Below are 17,328 nucleotides of genomic sequence, written 5' to 3' on the forward strand. Positions count from 1 at the left end.
CAATACTTAAATTAAAAATTGATGGATTTATATAAAAAAATGATAGGATTTATGGCTTTGATACTAACGGTATCTGCTATAAATGCTCAGGCTCCCAAAAATGAATTGCTTTATGGTGTTGCTTATTATGATGAGTATATGCCGTATGACCGCTTAGACAAAGACATAAAAATGATGAAGGATGCGGGGATAAATGTAGTTCGTATTGCCGAAAGCACATGGAGTACCGAAGAGCCGCAGGATAACGTATTCGATTTTAGTCATATCGACCGGGTTCTTGATGCCATGCATAAAGCAGGAATTAAAGTAATTATTGGAACGCCTACTTATGCTGTTCCTGCCTGGTTAGTTAAAAAGTATCCAGAAATATTGGCTACTACACAAATGGGTAAAAATCAATATGGAACCAGACAAAATATGGATATTACGAACAAGGATTACTTGTTTCATGCTGAAAGGATTATCCGTAAAATCATGGAACATGTAAAAGACCATCCTGCTATTATTGGGTATCAGGTAGACAATGAAACCAAACATTACGGTACAGCGGGTGCAAATGTTCAGGCTCAGTTTGTCCAGTATCTGAAGAATAAATTTAAAACTACCGAAGCTATCAATAAAGCTTTTGGACTGGATTATTGGAGTAATCGCATTAACTCATGGGAAGAATTTCCTTCTATGGTAGGGACAATTAATGCCGGATTGAAATCGGAATTTTCTAAGTTTCAACGAGGGTTAGTTACTGATTTCCTTTCATGGCAGGCGGCTATCGTTCGTGAATATAAAAAACCGGAGCAGTTTGTTACTCAAAATTTTGACTTTGACTGGAGAGGCTATTCTTATGGAATACAGGGAGATGTAGATCATTTTGCTGCTTCAAAAGCTATGGATATAGCTGGAGTAGATATTTATCATCCTACACAAGATCATTTAACGGGTACTGAAATTTCTTTTGGTGGAGATATGGCACGTTCGATGAAAAATGGTCAAAACTATTTGGTTATTGAAACTGAAGCGCAAGGATTTCCGCAATGGGTGCCTTATGCGGGACAGTTACGGTTACAGGCATTTAGTCATATTGCCTCTGGAGCTAATATGTTAGAGTATTGGCATTGGCATTCGATTCATAATTCGGCCGAGACGTATTGGAAAGGATTATTGAGTCATGATTTTCAGCCCAATCCTACCTACAATGAAGCTATGACCATTGGTCGTGATTTTAAAAAAATAGGTTCAAAAATAGCCAGTCTTAAAAAAACGAATGAGGTGGCGGTGCTTTTCAGTAATGAGGCTCAAACTGCTTTTAACGCTTTTAGTTTTGGATGGGGAGCCAAAGAACAATATAATGATGTTTTGCGTCCCATGTATGATGCCTTGTACAAAATGAATGTAGGAGTTGATTTTATAGATCCATCTTCCGTAAATATTGAAAAATACAAGTTGATTATTGTGCCGGCTTTGTATGCAGCACCAGATGCATTGTTGCAAAAATTGAATGTTTATGCAAAAAATGGAGGACACATTATTTATACTTTCAAAAGTGGTTTTAGTGATGAAAATGTAACGGTACGCAATACAGTTCAGCCCGGAATTATAAATGAGGCTGCGGGCGTGAGCTATAGCCAGTTTGTGATTCCGGAAAATGTATCATTAAAAGATGATCCATTTCAGCTAGGGAAAGACAAAAATGAAATAAAATATTGGATGGAATTGCTAACTCCTACAACTGCAAAAGTATTGGCTAAATACGACCATCCGCAATGGAATAATTATGCCGCTGTTACCCAAAACAATTACGGCAAAGGAACGGTGACCTATATTGGATTTATGCCAGGTGATAATCTTATGGAGAAAATTCTGGAAGGCAGTTTGAAAGAAGCCGGTTTGTGGAATGAAGATCAAAAATTACATTTTCCGTTAATTACAAAGTCAGGGATTAATAATCAGGGAAAAACAATCCGATACTTTTTTAATTATTCGGCACAGGCCAAAACTTTTATTTACACCCAAGGTAAAAATGGAACGAATTTGCTTAGCTCAGAAAAAGTGATAAAAAATTCAGAAGTCAATCTTGCTCCATGGGGAATGTTAGTAATTGAAGAAAACTAACTCAGATAGTAGTAATAAACATCAAATAATATTAGATATGAATTTTATCAATATCAAGAAAATAGCAAAAGTTTCGCTGGTTTCTACATTAGTAGTTTCAGGAATTTCATGGAATCAAAAAACTGAAAATAGCAAGATTGAAAAAAATCCAATTATTACGATAAACGGATTCACTTTTACGGATTTAAACAGAAACGGAAAATTGGATATTTATGAAGACTATCGTCTTGCTGTAGAAGACCGAATTCAGGACTTAATCAATAAAATGACCGATGAGGAAAAAGCGAGTATGCTTATTGGGATTGGAATGCCTGGTTTTGATGTGAACACTTTTACATTCATTCCGGGAGCTGATAAGGGAAAAGTCCCTGGAGAAGCCGGAGGAACTTATGAAATCAAACGTTTGGGAATTCCTGCAGTTATAGTGTCTGATGGACCAGCTGGTTTACGAATTAATCCAACAAGAGATAATGATACCAATACCTATTATGCAACAGCATTTCCTGTTGGAACTGCTTTGGCTTCCACTTGGAATGAAGAGCTGATTAACAATGTTGGGAAAGCCATGGGTAATGAAGTGAAAGAATATGGTGTTGATGTATTGCTTGGGCCAGGTATGAATATTCACAGAAATCCATTATGTGGAAGAAATTTTGAATATTATTCAGAAGATCCATTGCTGTCAGGATCCATTGCTGCTGCGATGGTAAATGGTATACAATCAAACGGTGTTGGAACTTCGATAAAACATTTTGCTGCCAATAATCAGGAGAGAAATCGTATGGGGATTAATGCTCACATTAGCGAAAGAGCCATGCGTGAAATTTATTTAAGAGGTTTTGAAATCGCGGTTAAAACAGCTCAGCCATGGACAATAATGTCTTCTTATAATTTAGTGAATGGAGAATATACATCAGCCCGAAAAGATTTATTGACTACAGTGCTTCGTGAGGAGTGGGGATTTAAAGGATTAGTAATGTCAGACTGGTTTGGTGGTTATGATGGATTTGGATCTATTTCTTCTAAAAATGCTGTCAGTGATGTTGTAAAACAACTTTCGGCAGGAAATGACTTATTGATGCCAGGATTACCTAGTCAGCAACAAGCTATTTTAGAAAATATTAAAAATGGTAAATTAACTAAAGAAGTAGTTAATACCGATTTAAGAAGGATTTTGGAACTGGTTATGAGATCGCCGGTGATGAATAATTATAACTATTCCAATAAACCAAATTTAAAAGAAAATGCAGTAGTTACCAGACAGGCTGCTGCAGAAGGAACCATTTTGTTAAAAAATGACAATGCTATCTTACCATTTGTATCAAAATCAGCTCCTTTGGCGGTTTTTGGAAATACCTCTTATGATTTTATCGCAGGAGGAACCGGAAGTGGTGATGTCAACGAAGCTTATTCTGTTTCATTAATTGACGGACTTACCAATTCTGGATTTTCAATTGATAAAGATTTAGAAGGCTTGTATAAACCTTATGTGGCAGACCAAAAGGTAAAAGAAATGGCTCGTCGCGAAAAAGAAGGTGGTTTATTGGCAACGCCAAAAAGAATTGTCGAATTAGATGTAAACAAGGAAACCATTGAAAATAAAGCGAAAGCTTCTGAGCTGGCTTTAATCACAATTGGAAGAAATGCCGGTGAAGGGGATGATCGTAAAGTGGCTGATGATTTTAATTTAGCACAGGACGAAGTTAACTTAATTAATAGTGTTTCTGAAATTTTTCATGCTCAAGGCAAAAAAGTGGTTGTAGTCTTAAATATTGGTGGTGTAATTGAAACAGCGAGCTGGAGAGACAAAGTAGACGCTATTTTATTACCATGGCAACCGGGTCAGGAAGGCGGAAATTCTGTTGCAGATGTGTTTTCAGGAAAGGTGACTCCTTCAGGAAAATTGACCATGACTTTTCCAGTGAATTATGAAGATGCTGCAGCTACTAAAAATTGGATTGGAACTCCTGCCGAAAATCCTACGAGTGTTAATTATGAAGAAGGTATTTATGTTGGATATCGTTATTTTAATACTTTTAATGTTAAGCCATCGTATGAATTTGGATACGGTTTATCATACACCGCATTTGATTATTCGAATCTTGTATTGAGCTCAAAAACATTTAATGATAAAATGACGGTTTCGGTTACTATAACAAATACGGGTAAAACTGTAGGTAAAGAAGTAGTAGAACTGTATCTTTCTGCTCCCGAAAAATCAATTGATAAACCAAGAGAAGAGTTAAAAGCTTTTGGGAAGACTAAGTTGCTACAACCGGGTGAAAGTCAAACAATCATTTTGACATTAAATGCTAAAAACTTAGCTTCTTTTGTTCCAAACAGAAACGCCTGGATTGCAGAAGCTGGAAAATATAAAGTTGCTGTTGGTGCATCGTCATTGAATATTAAAAAAACGGCTGAATTCACATTAGAAAAAGAAAAAGTAGTGGAGAAAACATATCCTGCATTTGCACTTGATACTCCGTTTACTGATTTGAAACACTAGGGAATATTTATTCGTTTAAGAGCTGTTTTTGAATTCTTGTAAAAGTATTTCTCTAGAATTTATAGAAGCAGCAATAAATAAATTAACTTTAGACTTGTAGTTGTAAAATACAGCCGCAAGTTTAAAGTTATTTTTTTTGATGAATAGAGAAGAAAAATTCAATCAACTTCGTGAAAATGCGGAATTTGATATTGTAATAATCGGCGGTGGAGCTACCGGTTTGGGCTGTGCTGTTGATGCTGCCAGTCGTGGTTACAAAACCTTACTTTTAGAGAAGTATGATTTTGCTAAAGGAACTTCCAGCAGGTCTACAAAATTAGTTCATGGCGGAGTTCGTTATCTCGCTCAGGGGAATATTTATTTGGTGCGTGAGGCTTTGTTAGAGCGTGGTCGAATGCTTAGAAATGCACCGCATATTTGTCATAAATTAGGTTTTGTTGTACCTGTATATAAATGGTGGGACAAATGCTATTATGGTTTTGGTCTTTGGATTTACGAATTTTTGTCGGCTAAATTTAGTTTGGGAAAAACACAAATCCTTTCTAAAGCAGCTACTTTAAAGCATTTGCCAGATTTGGATTCGACCGATTTAAAAGGAGGGATTTTGTATTATGATGGGCAATTTGATGATAGTCGATTGGCAATTAATTTAGCTCAAACCGCAATTGAACATGGAGCACTAGTGTTGAATTATTGTGCAGTTTCTGATTTTATAAAAAAGGACAATAAGATAATTGGTTTAATTGCAAAAGACGAATTATCAAATCAGGAATATAGTATCAAATCGAATGTAGTTGTTAATGCCACTGGTGTTTTTGCGGATGCTTTATTGCAAAAGGCGGAAGGACATGCAGAAGTAACTATTGCGCCTTCGCAAGGAATTCATCTGGTATTGAATAAGTTTTATTTTGAAGGTTTTTCGGCGATGTTGATTCCTAAAACGTCTGATGGCAGGGTTTTGTTTGTAATTCCCTGGCATGATAAAATAGTGTTAGGTACTACCGATACTCCCGTTAAGGAAGTAGCATTGGAGCCAAAACCATTGGAAGAGGAAATTCATTTTATTATCAATCATTTCAATAAATATTCGAAACATAAAATTGATTATGCAGATGTTAATAGTGTTTTTGCAGGTTTGCGTCCATTGGTGAAAGTAGGTGCTGAGAAAAAAACAGCTTTGTTGTCAAGAGAGCATAGTATTAAAGTGCTTCCTTCGGGATTGATTAATGTAACTGGAGGCAAGTGGACTACGTATCGAAAAATGGGGCAGCAAACAATTAGTAAAGCAATACAAGTTTCAGGTTTAAAATTTGTTCGTTGTAAAACAAGACATTTAAAGATTCATGGCTATACAAAGGAAAAAATGATTCCTGATTTAGCTATTTATGGTTCGGATGCTCATTTGATACAACAAATGATTGCTACAGATGTTTCTTTATCTGAAAAAATCCATCCGTCATATTCTTATACAAAAGCAGAGGTAGTCTGGGCTGTAAAAAATGAAATGGCTTTAACTGTTGAAGATGTTTTAGCAAGGAGAATCAGGTTGCTTTTTCTGGATGCAAGGGCAGCAATGGAAGCAGCGCCAATTGTAGCTGGTATAATGGCTCCCTTATTAGAGAAAAACTCTGAATGGGGGCAAGAGCAAGTTGTTGCTTTTCAAAAATTGGCTCAGGGGTATTTGATTCATAAAGAATAAAAAAAACTTCTTAATTTCTTAAGGAGTTTTGATGGTTTACTTAGGTCTATTTTTTATTTTATCAAAATTTTTAAGTTGTTGTTTAAATCTTAACCTGTAATATTTAGTATTTAAACGCTCGGACAAACCTTTTCATAAATATTGTATTTTAAATATTAATCAAATAATTTCATTTGACATGCAATAGCTTATTAACTCAGAAGTGTTTTTAAAATTAAACTTTTCAAGAATGTTTCTACGATGGGCATTTACAGTGTGATAACTAATATTCAGTTTCGTTGCAATACTTTTACTGGTTTCCCCATTTTTAAGTAATTGTAGTATTTCTTTTTCTTTTGAGGTTACAGCAATGCTTTCTGGGAATGTTTTGGAATAAATAGGTACGTCACCCTTTTTAGAGTCAATTTCAGTTATTGTGAAAATGATTTTATCATCCGTTTTAGTCGTTGTAATATCGTTATAGATTCCCAATATTATTATTGGATAATTGTTTTCATTTGTTTCAAGAACAATGAATTGATCTAATAATTGGATGTAGTGTCCTTGTTTGTGTTTTATTCTATAATTAACCGAAAATCGAATGTTTTTAATTTGTCCTTTGTTTAAATTAGATGCGTAGCTAACGAACTCCCTAAAAACGGGTTCTATATATTCTTTTAAATCTTTGGGGTTGAATAGGTCTAAAAAACCACTATGCCCGAAACTATAAAAATCTTCGGAAGAATAACCAATAAAAGATTTGATTTCATCACTTATGAAAAAAAATGATTGTTTCTGAAAATCTAATAAATACATAACACAAGGAAGTAAGTGCAATCCATTTTTAAAAAAAGTATCACTTTTTAGATAATGCTCTTTTGGATGTACTTTTCCATTAGATTGTAATGAATCAATAAAATCGATATAAAAAGTTTCAGATGTAATCGGTTTATTCATGATCTATTTATAATATGAATTTATTAAAATTACTTCTAGGTAAAACAATCTTGTGCAAACATAGCCAGCCATTGATTTATTTTTTCAGGTTGGTCTGATTGGATATAATGTCCCGCATCTGGAATTTTAATAATTTCATCTCTCCAAAGCTTAAAAGGGATTGAATCCAAATAGTTAGGAAACGTTACAGTATCCTCTTTTCCGAAAGCTATAGCAACAGGGATTTTAAGCTTTTCAATAGCGGCAATTTCATCACTATAATTAGATGATATTACAGCCTCAGCAATGACGGTTCTAACCCTTTGATCGGTATTTCTATAATTGTCAAATAAAATTTGCTTACTGTTTTCATTGGCACATATTATGGCATCTTCCAATAAGATTTTTAAATCCTCATCATTTGAATCAGCCATAAAATAAGGGGTTATAAGAGGATTTGGTTGTAAAATATCCGAAGGTGTTTTTTCTTTTCCTAAAATTGTTGGGTTGGTCAAAAAAACACCTTTACAACCCGTCATAGATTCGGCGCACTCCCCGATTAGATTGGTGCCAAAACAGTGTCCCACTAGGATATAATTCTCTTTTATTTCTTCTTCAAGAAATTCAGACAGAATTTTAGACATACCTTTAATACTATAATCGCGTTCCGGAAAATCGCTTACAAAGGATTCCCCGTGTCCCGGAAGATCTAGTGCAATAAGCTTATAGTCAGTTAACCATTTACTTTCCAAAGCACTATCCCAGTAATTCATCGCATTGGAACTTCCGTGAATAAAAACTATTTTTTGTGGAGCGTTTCCTTTTTTGACAAAATGTAACATATTTGGAAAATTTAAATGTTTGAATTGATAAATTTTGAAATTAATTGAACTACATTTTTGCTGTTTGTTTTTGTTAATATGTTACTTCTATGGGCATCAATGGTATGATAACTTACAAATAATTTTTGGGCTATTTCTTTAGTCGTTAAACCTTTAATTAATAATTCCACAATCCGGTTTTCTTGTGGGGTTAACATTTTGTCTTCCTCATACACTTTATAGGTGTTGGAAAAAATAATCGATTTATTGCCCGATTCCAAATCTTCTATTTTCTCAATCTGGTGGAACAATTCCCTGTTGAAAATTGTATGATGGGTTAGATTATGGATGCAGCCGTAAGCGTAAAGCGGCAATCCGGTTATTGGGTCGGCAATGATCCTATTTTTTTGCAAAATATGAGAAATCGTTTTGTCTTTATTAAAAATGCGGTAGGTGTTGGTAAAGAGTAATTGGTCTCTCTCTTCTGGTATAGTATTAAGGATAACTTCTAAATTTTTATAAAATATTTGTTCCGAATACAAATCAAAATCATCTTTTTGGTAAATAGACAAAAACTTTTCAATACCTCCTTCGATAATTTCTTCTGCTTTGTACTTTGAAAAACATTGAAAAGCCTTCGATATAAATTCATATTCCTTGGTTTGATAGTTCAGAATATAAAAAGTAGGCAAAATACCCAAAGGTAAAGCCGCTAATCGGTCAGCTTCATCTCTGAAGACTGACAACAAATCATTGCTGGCAGATTTAATCGGGATGGGGTTTTCCTTGATAACTGTCTTGTAATCTATAGGGTAGTGTTTCTTCATGATAATTTTATTAAATCCAACATAGTTTTGTTAAAATAAAAATGTAAATAATTGGTGTTCAGCTTTATAAATTTACAAAAAATAGCTATTTATAACTATTTTTTTTACTAAATATATCCTCGAAATTTGATAGGATATTCTTGATTTGGTGTTAAAACCCAATTTAAAATAAGGAGCCAATGGGAGAAGATGAGAAATCCGTCTGTTTTTATTTTCAACCTATTGAAAATAAAGACTTAAAAACACCTAATTGTAAGGTATTCCTTTTTTTATGATTCCTGTTGAATTTGGATTGAAAAGGAGTTATTTGTTTAAATACCAGTTATTTGCTATAATAAACGCCCCATCTACTACATTTTTAATTGATTTAGGATCGTTAGGATTAGTTTCGAACCGACGGTAGCCGGCTGTATTTTATGCCGATTTTTAAAAAGTAAATTTAAAAAAGACGTTTATGGAAAAGAATACCTCCTTCAGCATCCAATAATGGATTCTCCCCAATAAGATTTTATTGAAGAATAATGAGAAACAAATCTAGTTTATCTCAAGGCTATTCTTTTCTTTTATCAAAAGTCAATTTTTAGATGGTGACAATCATTTGTAATTAACAATAAAAAACAAATCTCATGAAAAAATTAATTACTATTTATAATTTACTACTATTTGCAATAATACTGTACTTAGCAGGAACAATTACTGCAAATGCTCAAACCTGGAGCGCAACCGCTTCAATGGCGAACAGTCGTCACGCTTATACTGCCACACTTTTGTCTAATAGCAAGATGCTAGTGACAGGCGGATATAACGGAAGTAGTTTTTTAAGCAGTTGTGAGTTATACGATCCGGTAACAAATATATGGAGCCCTGCTGCTTCAATGACGGTCGGTCGTTACAATCATACTGCCACACTCTTGTCCAATGGGAAAGTACTGGTGACTGGTGGGTATGGCGGAGGTGGTAATTTAAGCAGTTGTGAGTTATACGATCCACTAACCAATAGTTGGAGCGCGGCCGCTTCGATGCTGGAGAGTCGTAGTTATCCTACTGCGACACTTTTGTCCAATGGCAAAGTGTTGGTGGCAGGCGGAACCAACGGAAGTGGTGTTTTAGCCAGTTGTGAATTATACGATCCTGTGACAAATACTTGGAGTACGGCCGCTTCAATGGCGGTGAGTCGTTACTATCATACTACCACATTTTTGCCCAATGGCAGGGTGTTTGTGACTGGCGGAACTAACGGAAGTAGTTTAAGCAGTTGTGAGTTATACGATCCGGTAGCCAATAGCTGGAGTGCCGCCGCTTCAATGGCGGATAGTCGTTACTATCAAACCGCCACGCTTTTGTCCAATGACAGGGTACTGGTGACAGGCGGAACCAACGGAAGTAGTCTTTTAGCCGGTTGTGAATTATACGATCCTGTGACAAATACCTGGAGTACGGCCGCTTCAATGGCGGCGAGTCGAGCCTATCATACTGCCACACTTTTTTCCAATGGCAGGATGCTGGTGACAGGTGGTGGTTTGAGCGGTTGTGAGATATACGATCCAGTAGCTGGTATATGGAGCACAACTGCTTCTATGGCAGAGATTCGGAGCTCCCATACTGCCACACTCTTGTCCAATGGCAAAGTGCTGGTGGCAAACGGGACGGGAGCAGGAGGTATTATAAGCAGTTGTGAGTTATATACCCCTTGTTTGGCACCAACATTTTCATCATGTCAGTCAAATATTACGGCTGATACGACCACAGGAACTTGTTCGGTAACTGTATCTTATGTGGTTACTGCAACTGGTACGCCAGACCCAACTATAACCTATTCTTTTAGTGGAGCGACAACAGGAAGCGGTAGTGGAACAGGCAGTGGTTCCATATTTAATAAAGGGGTAACCAATGTATCTATTACAGCAAGCAATGGCTGTGGAAGTGGTGACACTTGCAACTTTACGGTAATGGTAAATGCAGAATCTGCGGGAGCTTTAAGTTTAGATGGCATCAATGATTATGTAAGTATCCCGGCTTTGAATTTAAATTCTAATACCGTAACAATGGAAGCCTGGATTAAACCCACAGGATTACAGGGCGATTATGATGGGATTGTTTTTTCCCGTTCCGGAAGTACTATTGCGGGATTTGGAATCAAGGCTAATAATGAAATAGAATACCATTGGAATAATGATGGTTTAACTTATGCCTGGTCCAGTGGTGCTATTGCTCCGCCAGATGAATGGAGTCATGTGGCTTTAGTTGTTGAACCTGCGAAAGCTACTATTTACCTAAACGGAGTAGCTCATGTAAACAACGTAACTCATGCCATCGAAGAATTTAACGGTATAACACGAATAGGAAAAGACGATCCTTTTATGTCGCAAGACAGACAATTTATGGGAGCTATTGAAGAAGTTCGGATTTGGAACCGCTCTCTATGTGCTGCAGAAATAGTAAACAACAGTACCGGTGAATTAGCTGTTCCTCAACACGGTTTAGTGGTGTATTATAAATTTAACCAAGGTCTAAGTATTTGTGAAAATACAAGTATTACCAGTTTATTGGATTCCAGCGGCAATAATCTAACCGGAACACTAAACAATTTTGCATTAACCGGAAATACATCCAACTGGACTACTGGCAATGTTAGTGGTACCAGCCCTGATTTTGAGCACACACCACCCGTTATAACCTGTCCTGCGCCTATTTCAGTATCCATCGATGCGCCGAACACTACAGCAATAGTTAATTTTATAGCTACCGCAACAGATGATTCCGGTATTACTTCTATTACTTACAGTAAAGACCCAAATACTGAATTTCCCCTTGGAATAACTGAAGTAATCGTAACTGCAATGGATAATAATTGCAATTCGAGCACTTGTAGTTTTACGGTAACTGTTTTAGAAAATGAAAACCCGCAGAATCATTGGAAAAGTATTGCGGCTGGAATGTTCCATACAGTTGGGGTAAAACTTGACGGAACACTTTGGACTTGGGGATTTAATTCTCAGGGTCAATTAGGAGATGGTACTACAACTGATAGAAATTCTCCTGTAAAAATTGGCACAGATACCAATTGGAAAAATGTTTCTGCAGGCGACTTTCATACTGTGGCTATTAAAACCGATGGAACTATATGGACTTGGGGAGGTAATACAAACGGTCAATTAGGAGACGGAAATAACGCAAGTATGAATATTCCCACTCAAATAGGTACCGAAAACAATTGGAAAACAATTAATGCAGGAATTCATCATACTGTTGCAACAAAATCCGACGGGACTCTTTGGACATGGGGATTTAATACAAATGGGCAGTTAGGAGATGGAACAAATATTAATAAAAACACGCCGACACAAGTTGGAACAGATACCAATTGGAAGGATGCGGCCGGAGGCTATCTTTTTACTATTGGAATAAAAAATGACGGAACTCTTTGGGAATGGGGAACACTCTTTGAGGGACAGCCAAACACAACAATACCAATTCAAATAGGTTCGGCAAACGATTGGCTAAAAATTGCTGCGGGTGATAGACATATCGTTGGAATTCAAAGCAATGGCACCCTTTGGGCATTAGGTCTTAACTCAAGTGGTCAGTTAGGTGATGGCACCACTACTAATAATACACTACTCACTCAAATAGGTATAGACACGAGTTGGAAAACTATTTCAGCAGGATATCAGCATACATTTGGAATAAAATCTGATGGAACTCTTTGGGGATGGGGATTTAACAGTTATGGTCAATTAGGAAATGGTATCAATGACAATAGCAATGTTCCTTTCCAAATAGACTTATCTACTAACTGGAAAGATGTAGCTGCTGGTTTTCTTCATTCAGCGGGAATTAAATCTGATAGCATGGAGTTTTGTTCATCTGGATATAATGGGTATGGTCAACTAGGTGATGGAACTACCATTAATAAAAACAATTTTGTTTGTTCTGTTGGTAATGAGATATCTTATTCCATAGCTTGTCCAACCACCCAAATTTTAAATACAGATAATGGATATTGCTCCGCGATAGTTAATTCTATCAATCCAACAGTAACTCCTGATAATTCTTCCTATACTTATACTTTAAGCGGTGCAACAACTGGTTCCGGTAACGGAAGTGCCAACGGGTTAATCTTCAATAAAGGCGTAACGACTGTTACATACACATTAACAGCTGATGTTACCAAAACCTGTAGCTTTACGGTAACTGTAAATGATGTTGAAATTCCAACCATCGTTTGCGCACCAGACGTCATTATCAATAATACACCGGGACATTGCATCGGTACAACCGTATTAATAAATCCAACAGTCAATGATAATTGTAATGCATCTTTTGGAAATGCATTGAATTTTGATGGTGGTTATGTTGATGTGCCACATAACAATTTACTAAACCCTATAGACCAATTTACAGTTGAAGCTTGGGTGAAACGATCATCAAACAATATGCAAGAAAGTTTGATAGAGAAATATTCTAATAGCGTAAATACTTTTGGTTATTTACTGCGAATTACTCCTGAAAATAAGCCGTTTACGATGGTCTTGAATGCCAGTAATCAAGGTACAGGAGTTGCAGGCAGTACAACAATTTTACCCAATGTTTGGTATCATATCGCGGCTACTTTCAATCGAAATACAGGGATCTTGAAATTGTATGTGAATGGAGTTCTTGACGGGGAGGTAGCTGGCATAAGCGGATTACCCACAGCACCGGGTGCCCAATCACTTAAAATTGGTGCAAGAGGAGATGATGCCGCAACAAGATTAACCAATGGTGGTATAATTGACGAGGTAAGAATATGGGATATTGAACGTTCGCAAGCACAAATACAAGCAGATTTTAATAATGAATTAAATATACAGCCCGGACTGGTAGCCTTATATCATTTTAATCAAGGCCTCGCCGGAGGAAATAATTCCGCTTCACCCGGACCGGCAATCGATACGGCCATAGATGAGTCAGGAAATGGATTTAACGGAACACTGAATGGCTTTACACTCACAGGAGCTACTTCCAACTGGGTTTTAGGAAATGCTGAAGTAGAGACACTTGACATTACCAATGATGCTCCCGACGAATATCCGGTAGGAAACACAACCGTGACCTGGACAGTAACAGATTCAAATAATAATATAGCAACCTGTACACAAACAGTAACAGTAGTCGATGCAGAAAGCCCAACTATTGTTTGTGCGTCCGATATCATTATCAATAATACACCAGGATTCTGTACCAGTACAACTACATTGGTAAATCCAACAGTAAATGATAATTGCAGGACTTCTTTTGGGAACGCCTTGAACTTTGATGGCGGCTATATTAATATACCGCACAATAATTTAATTAACCCGACAGACAATCTGACAATTGAAACCTGGGTTAAATTTGTTTCAGGCGGAAAAAGTTTGATTGAAAAATATACCAGTCAGGCAGATTCATTTGGTTACTTATTACGAATTTCTCCTGAAAATAAGGTATTTACAATGGTTTTAAATTACGACGGACCGCAATTAACAGGATCAACAACATTATTACCCAATGTGTGGTACCATTTGGCAAGCACATATAACAGAACGGCAGGAGTTTTAAAAGTTTATGTGAATGGAGTTCTTGATGGACAGATAAATGGTATAACTGGTTTGCCTGTAACTCCCAGTAATGGTTCTCTTAAAATTGGTGCCAGAGGCGATGATGCCGTGATATCCAATAATGGAGATGTAATGGATGAGGTAAGAATATGGAATATTGAACGTTCGCAAGCACAAATACAAGCAGATTTTAATAATGAACTAAATGCACAGCCCGGACTGGTAGCCTTATATCATTTTAATCAAGGCCTCGCCGGAGGAAATAACTCCGCTTCTCCGGGACCGGCAATTAATACGACTACAGATGATTCAGGAAATGGATTTAACGGGACACTGAATGGCTTTGCACTCACAGGTGCTAATTCCAACTGGGTTTTAGGAAATGCTGAAGTAGAGACACTTGACATTACCAATGATGCTCCAGCTACCTATTCGGAAGGAGACACAACAGTGACCTGGACGGTAACGGATGCAAATAATAATACAGCAACCTGTACACAAACAGTAACAGTAGTCGATGCAGAAAGCCCAACTATTGTTTGTGCGCCCGATATAATTCTCAATAATACACCAGGACTCTGTACCGGTACAATCACATTGGTAAATCCAATAGTAAATGATAATTGCAGGACTTCTTTTGGGAACGCCTTGAACTTTGATGGTGGCTATGTTAATATACCTCATAATAATTTAATTAACCCGACAGACAATCTGACAATTGAAACCTGGGTTAAATTTGTTTCAGGTGGAAAAAGTTTGATTGAAAAATATACCAGTCAGGCAGATTCATTCGGTTACTTATTACGGATTTCTCCTGAAAATAAAGTATTTACAATGGTTTTGAATTACGACGGACCGCAGTTAACAGGATCAACAACATTATTACCCAATGTGTGGTACCATCTGGCAAGCACATATAACAGAACGGCAGGAGTTTTAAAAGTTTATGTGAATGGAGTTCTTGACGGACAGATAAATGGTATAATAGGTTTGCCTGTAATTCCCAGTAATGGTTCTCTTAAAATTGGTGCCAGAGGCGATGATGCCGCGATATCCAATAGTGGAGATGTAATGGACGAGGTAAGAATATGGAATATTGAACGTTCCCAAGCACAAATACAAGCTGACATGAATAAAGAACTTGGTGCACAGTCTGGACTGGTAGCCTTGTATCATTTTAATCAAGGACTCGTGGGAGGAAATAACTCCGCTTCTCCGGGACCGGCAATTAATACGGCTATAGATGATTCAGGAAATGGATTTAACGGGACATTGAATAGTTTTGCACTCACTGGGCTAACTTCCAATTGGGCTGCAGGATATATTGCAGGAGAATTAATTAGTCTAACTAATGATGCTCCTGTCACCTATCCGTTAGGAGAAACAACAGTTACCTGGACGGCAATAGATGGAGATAATAATACCGGAACCTGTACACAAACTGTAACAGTTGTTGATACTGAAGCCCCATATATAACTGCACCAACGGAATTTCATTATACAAGAACTGCTAACAATGGGTTGTGCTTTTATGATGTTGAGGGTGGGGAATTTGATTTAGCTGCCACAGATAATTGCCAACTTATCAGCTTCTTTTATAGTATGGTAAATAATAATGCAGGGTTATCTTCAACAGGAGAATCGTTATCAGGAATCAGTTTAGCGGAAGGAATTAATATCATTGACTGGACTGCAACGGATATTAATGGAAACAGCAGCACCGTTTCTTTTGAGGTTGAAGTTTTAGAAGGCGATATCACAGTTGCTGCAAGTGATAGTGAAATTTGTAATGGCGAAAGTAGTCAACTGACTGTTTCCGGTGCTACATCTTACTTTTGGACACCTTCTGAGTCATTAAGTTCTGGCACAGGAGCTACAGTCATAGCTACACCTACACAAACTACGACTTATATGGTAACCGGTACAGGCATTATTGCAGGTTGTTCTGTTTCTAAAGAAATTACTATAACAGTCAATCCAATACCAGTTGTATCTCTAGGAGCATATTCTCCCGTTTGTATAAATGCTACTCCATTTTCTTTAAGTGGAGGTCTACCATTAGGCGGAGTCTATTCAGGTAACGGAGTTAGTTCGGGTAGTTTTAATCCTTCTGTTGCGGGATTGGGGAATCATGTAGTTACTTATACCTATACCGATAGTAATGGTTGCAGTAATTCTGCTACTACAAGCATTCAGGTTAATGGTCCAATGGCAAATGCAGGACCAGACAAAACAGTTTATCCTAGTTATACTCAAAATAAATGTGCCACGCTTAGTGGTTCTGGATCTGGGGGGGTACCACCCTATAAATATTTATGGAGTACAGGTGCCAAAACTGCTAGTATTAATGTTTGCCCTACGGTGACAACAACCTATACTTTAAGGGTTACAGACGCCAGTGGATGCTTTAAAACTGATGATGTGGTTGTAAATGCAATTGATATAAGTTGCGGAAAAAGCAGTATATATGTATGCCACAATAATGTTACAACCTGTGTTAAAACAAATGATGTTAAAATGCATTTAGCGCATGGGGATTATCTGGGAACCTGTAACAATGCAGTTAGTTTTGCAAAAAAAATAAATACTTCTATCATAGAAAATAATGATATGTTTATATTGTATCCAAATCCTACGACAGGTTCATTTACAGTAGAAGTTTGTAAAAACAATGTTGTAAAAGGAGCAAAATTACAAGTTGTAAATACTCTTGGGCAAATTATTTATTCTAAAAAAGCATTTAAAATAGAAGGTTGTATCAAAGAAACAATTGAACTTAGTCATACTTTACCAGAAGGAATGTATTCTTTGAACTTAATAATTGGAGAAAATGTGGAAACCCGAAAAATAATTTTAACAAAATGATTAAAGT

General features: G+C 36.7%; 7 protein-coding genes. 4 read left to right on the plus strand and 3 right to left on the minus strand.

The genetic code is table 11. The features are described from left to right. Positions 1-21: 21 nt before the first annotated feature. The 3 genes from EOD40_RS09765 (at position 22) to EOD40_RS09775 (ending at position 6,314) form a co-directional block, all read left to right on the plus strand. Positions 22-2,109 carry a beta-galactosidase gene (locus tag EOD40_RS09765; RefSeq protein ID WP_196781431.1) on the plus strand — a complete coding sequence of 696 codons (2,088 nt, stop codon included), beginning with the start codon at positions 22-24 and terminating at the stop codon, positions 2,107-2,109. A 37-nt stretch (positions 2,110-2,146) separates the two neighbouring features. Continuing rightward, complete coding sequence (locus EOD40_RS09770) at positions 2,147-4,615, plus strand: glycoside hydrolase family 3 N-terminal domain-containing protein (protein WP_128195054.1); 2,469 nt, start codon at positions 2,147-2,149, stop codon at positions 4,613-4,615. A 139-nt stretch (positions 4,616-4,754) separates the two neighbouring features. Beyond that, positions 4,755-6,314, plus strand: coding sequence for a glycerol-3-phosphate dehydrogenase/oxidase (locus tag EOD40_RS09775; protein ID WP_128195056.1), 1,560 nt, complete (start codon positions 4,755-4,757; stop codon positions 6,312-6,314). A gap of 159 nt (positions 6,315-6,473) precedes the next feature. Here EOD40_RS09775 and EOD40_RS09780 read toward each other — a convergent pair whose 3' ends face one another. The 3 genes from EOD40_RS09780 to EOD40_RS09790 are packed head-to-tail and all read right to left on the minus strand — an operon-like array spanning position 6,474 to position 8,877. Beyond that, the gene (locus tag EOD40_RS09780) at positions 6,474-7,250 is read right to left on the minus strand and encodes a LuxR C-terminal-related transcriptional regulator (RefSeq protein WP_128195058.1); all 777 of its coding nucleotides are present in this window, start codon (positions 7,248-7,250) and stop codon (positions 6,474-6,476) included. 35 nt (positions 7,251-7,285) lie between these two features. Further along, a complete protein-coding gene (locus tag EOD40_RS09785) occupies positions 7,286-8,071 on the minus strand; it encodes an alpha/beta fold hydrolase (protein WP_128195060.1) in 786 nt (261 codons plus the stop codon). A gap of 11 nt (positions 8,072-8,082) precedes the next feature. Next, complete coding sequence (locus EOD40_RS09790; RefSeq protein ID WP_128195061.1) at positions 8,083-8,877, minus strand: response regulator transcription factor; 795 nt, start codon at positions 8,875-8,877, stop codon at positions 8,083-8,085. A gap of 626 nt (positions 8,878-9,503) precedes the next feature. Here EOD40_RS09790 and EOD40_RS09795 point away from each other — a divergent pair. Then, positions 9,504-17,321 carry a LamG-like jellyroll fold domain-containing protein gene (locus EOD40_RS09795; RefSeq protein ID WP_128195063.1) on the plus strand — a complete coding sequence of 2,606 codons (7,818 nt, stop codon included), beginning with the start codon at positions 9,504-9,506 and terminating at the stop codon, positions 17,319-17,321. Positions 17,322-17,328: the final 7 nt, after the last annotated feature.

Source organism: Flavobacterium sufflavum, from assembly GCF_004016525.1.
Classification (GTDB): domain Bacteria; phylum Bacteroidota; class Bacteroidia; order Flavobacteriales; family Flavobacteriaceae; genus Flavobacterium; species Flavobacterium sufflavum.

Coding starts and splice junctions, on each gene's coding strand:
- EOD40_RS09790 (WP_128195061.1), bottom strand. CDS start 8,877: ATGAAGAAACACTACCCTATAGATTACAAGACAGTTATCAAGGAAAAC.
- EOD40_RS09785 (WP_128195060.1), bottom strand. CDS start 8,071: ATGTTACATTTTGTCAAAAAAGGAAACGCTCCACAAAAAATAGTTTTT.
- EOD40_RS09770 (WP_128195054.1), top strand. CDS start 2,147: ATGAATTTTATCAATATCAAGAAAATAGCAAAAGTTTCGCTGGTTTCT.
- EOD40_RS09795 (WP_128195063.1), top strand. CDS start 9,504: ATGAAAAAATTAATTACTATTTATAATTTACTACTATTTGCAATAATA.
- EOD40_RS09780 (WP_128195058.1), bottom strand. CDS start 7,250: ATGAATAAACCGATTACATCTGAAACTTTTTATATCGATTTTATTGAT.
- EOD40_RS09775 (WP_128195056.1), top strand. CDS start 4,755: ATGAATAGAGAAGAAAAATTCAATCAACTTCGTGAAAATGCGGAATTT.
- EOD40_RS09765 (WP_196781431.1), top strand. CDS start 22: ATGGATTTATATAAAAAAATGATAGGATTTATGGCTTTGATACTAACG.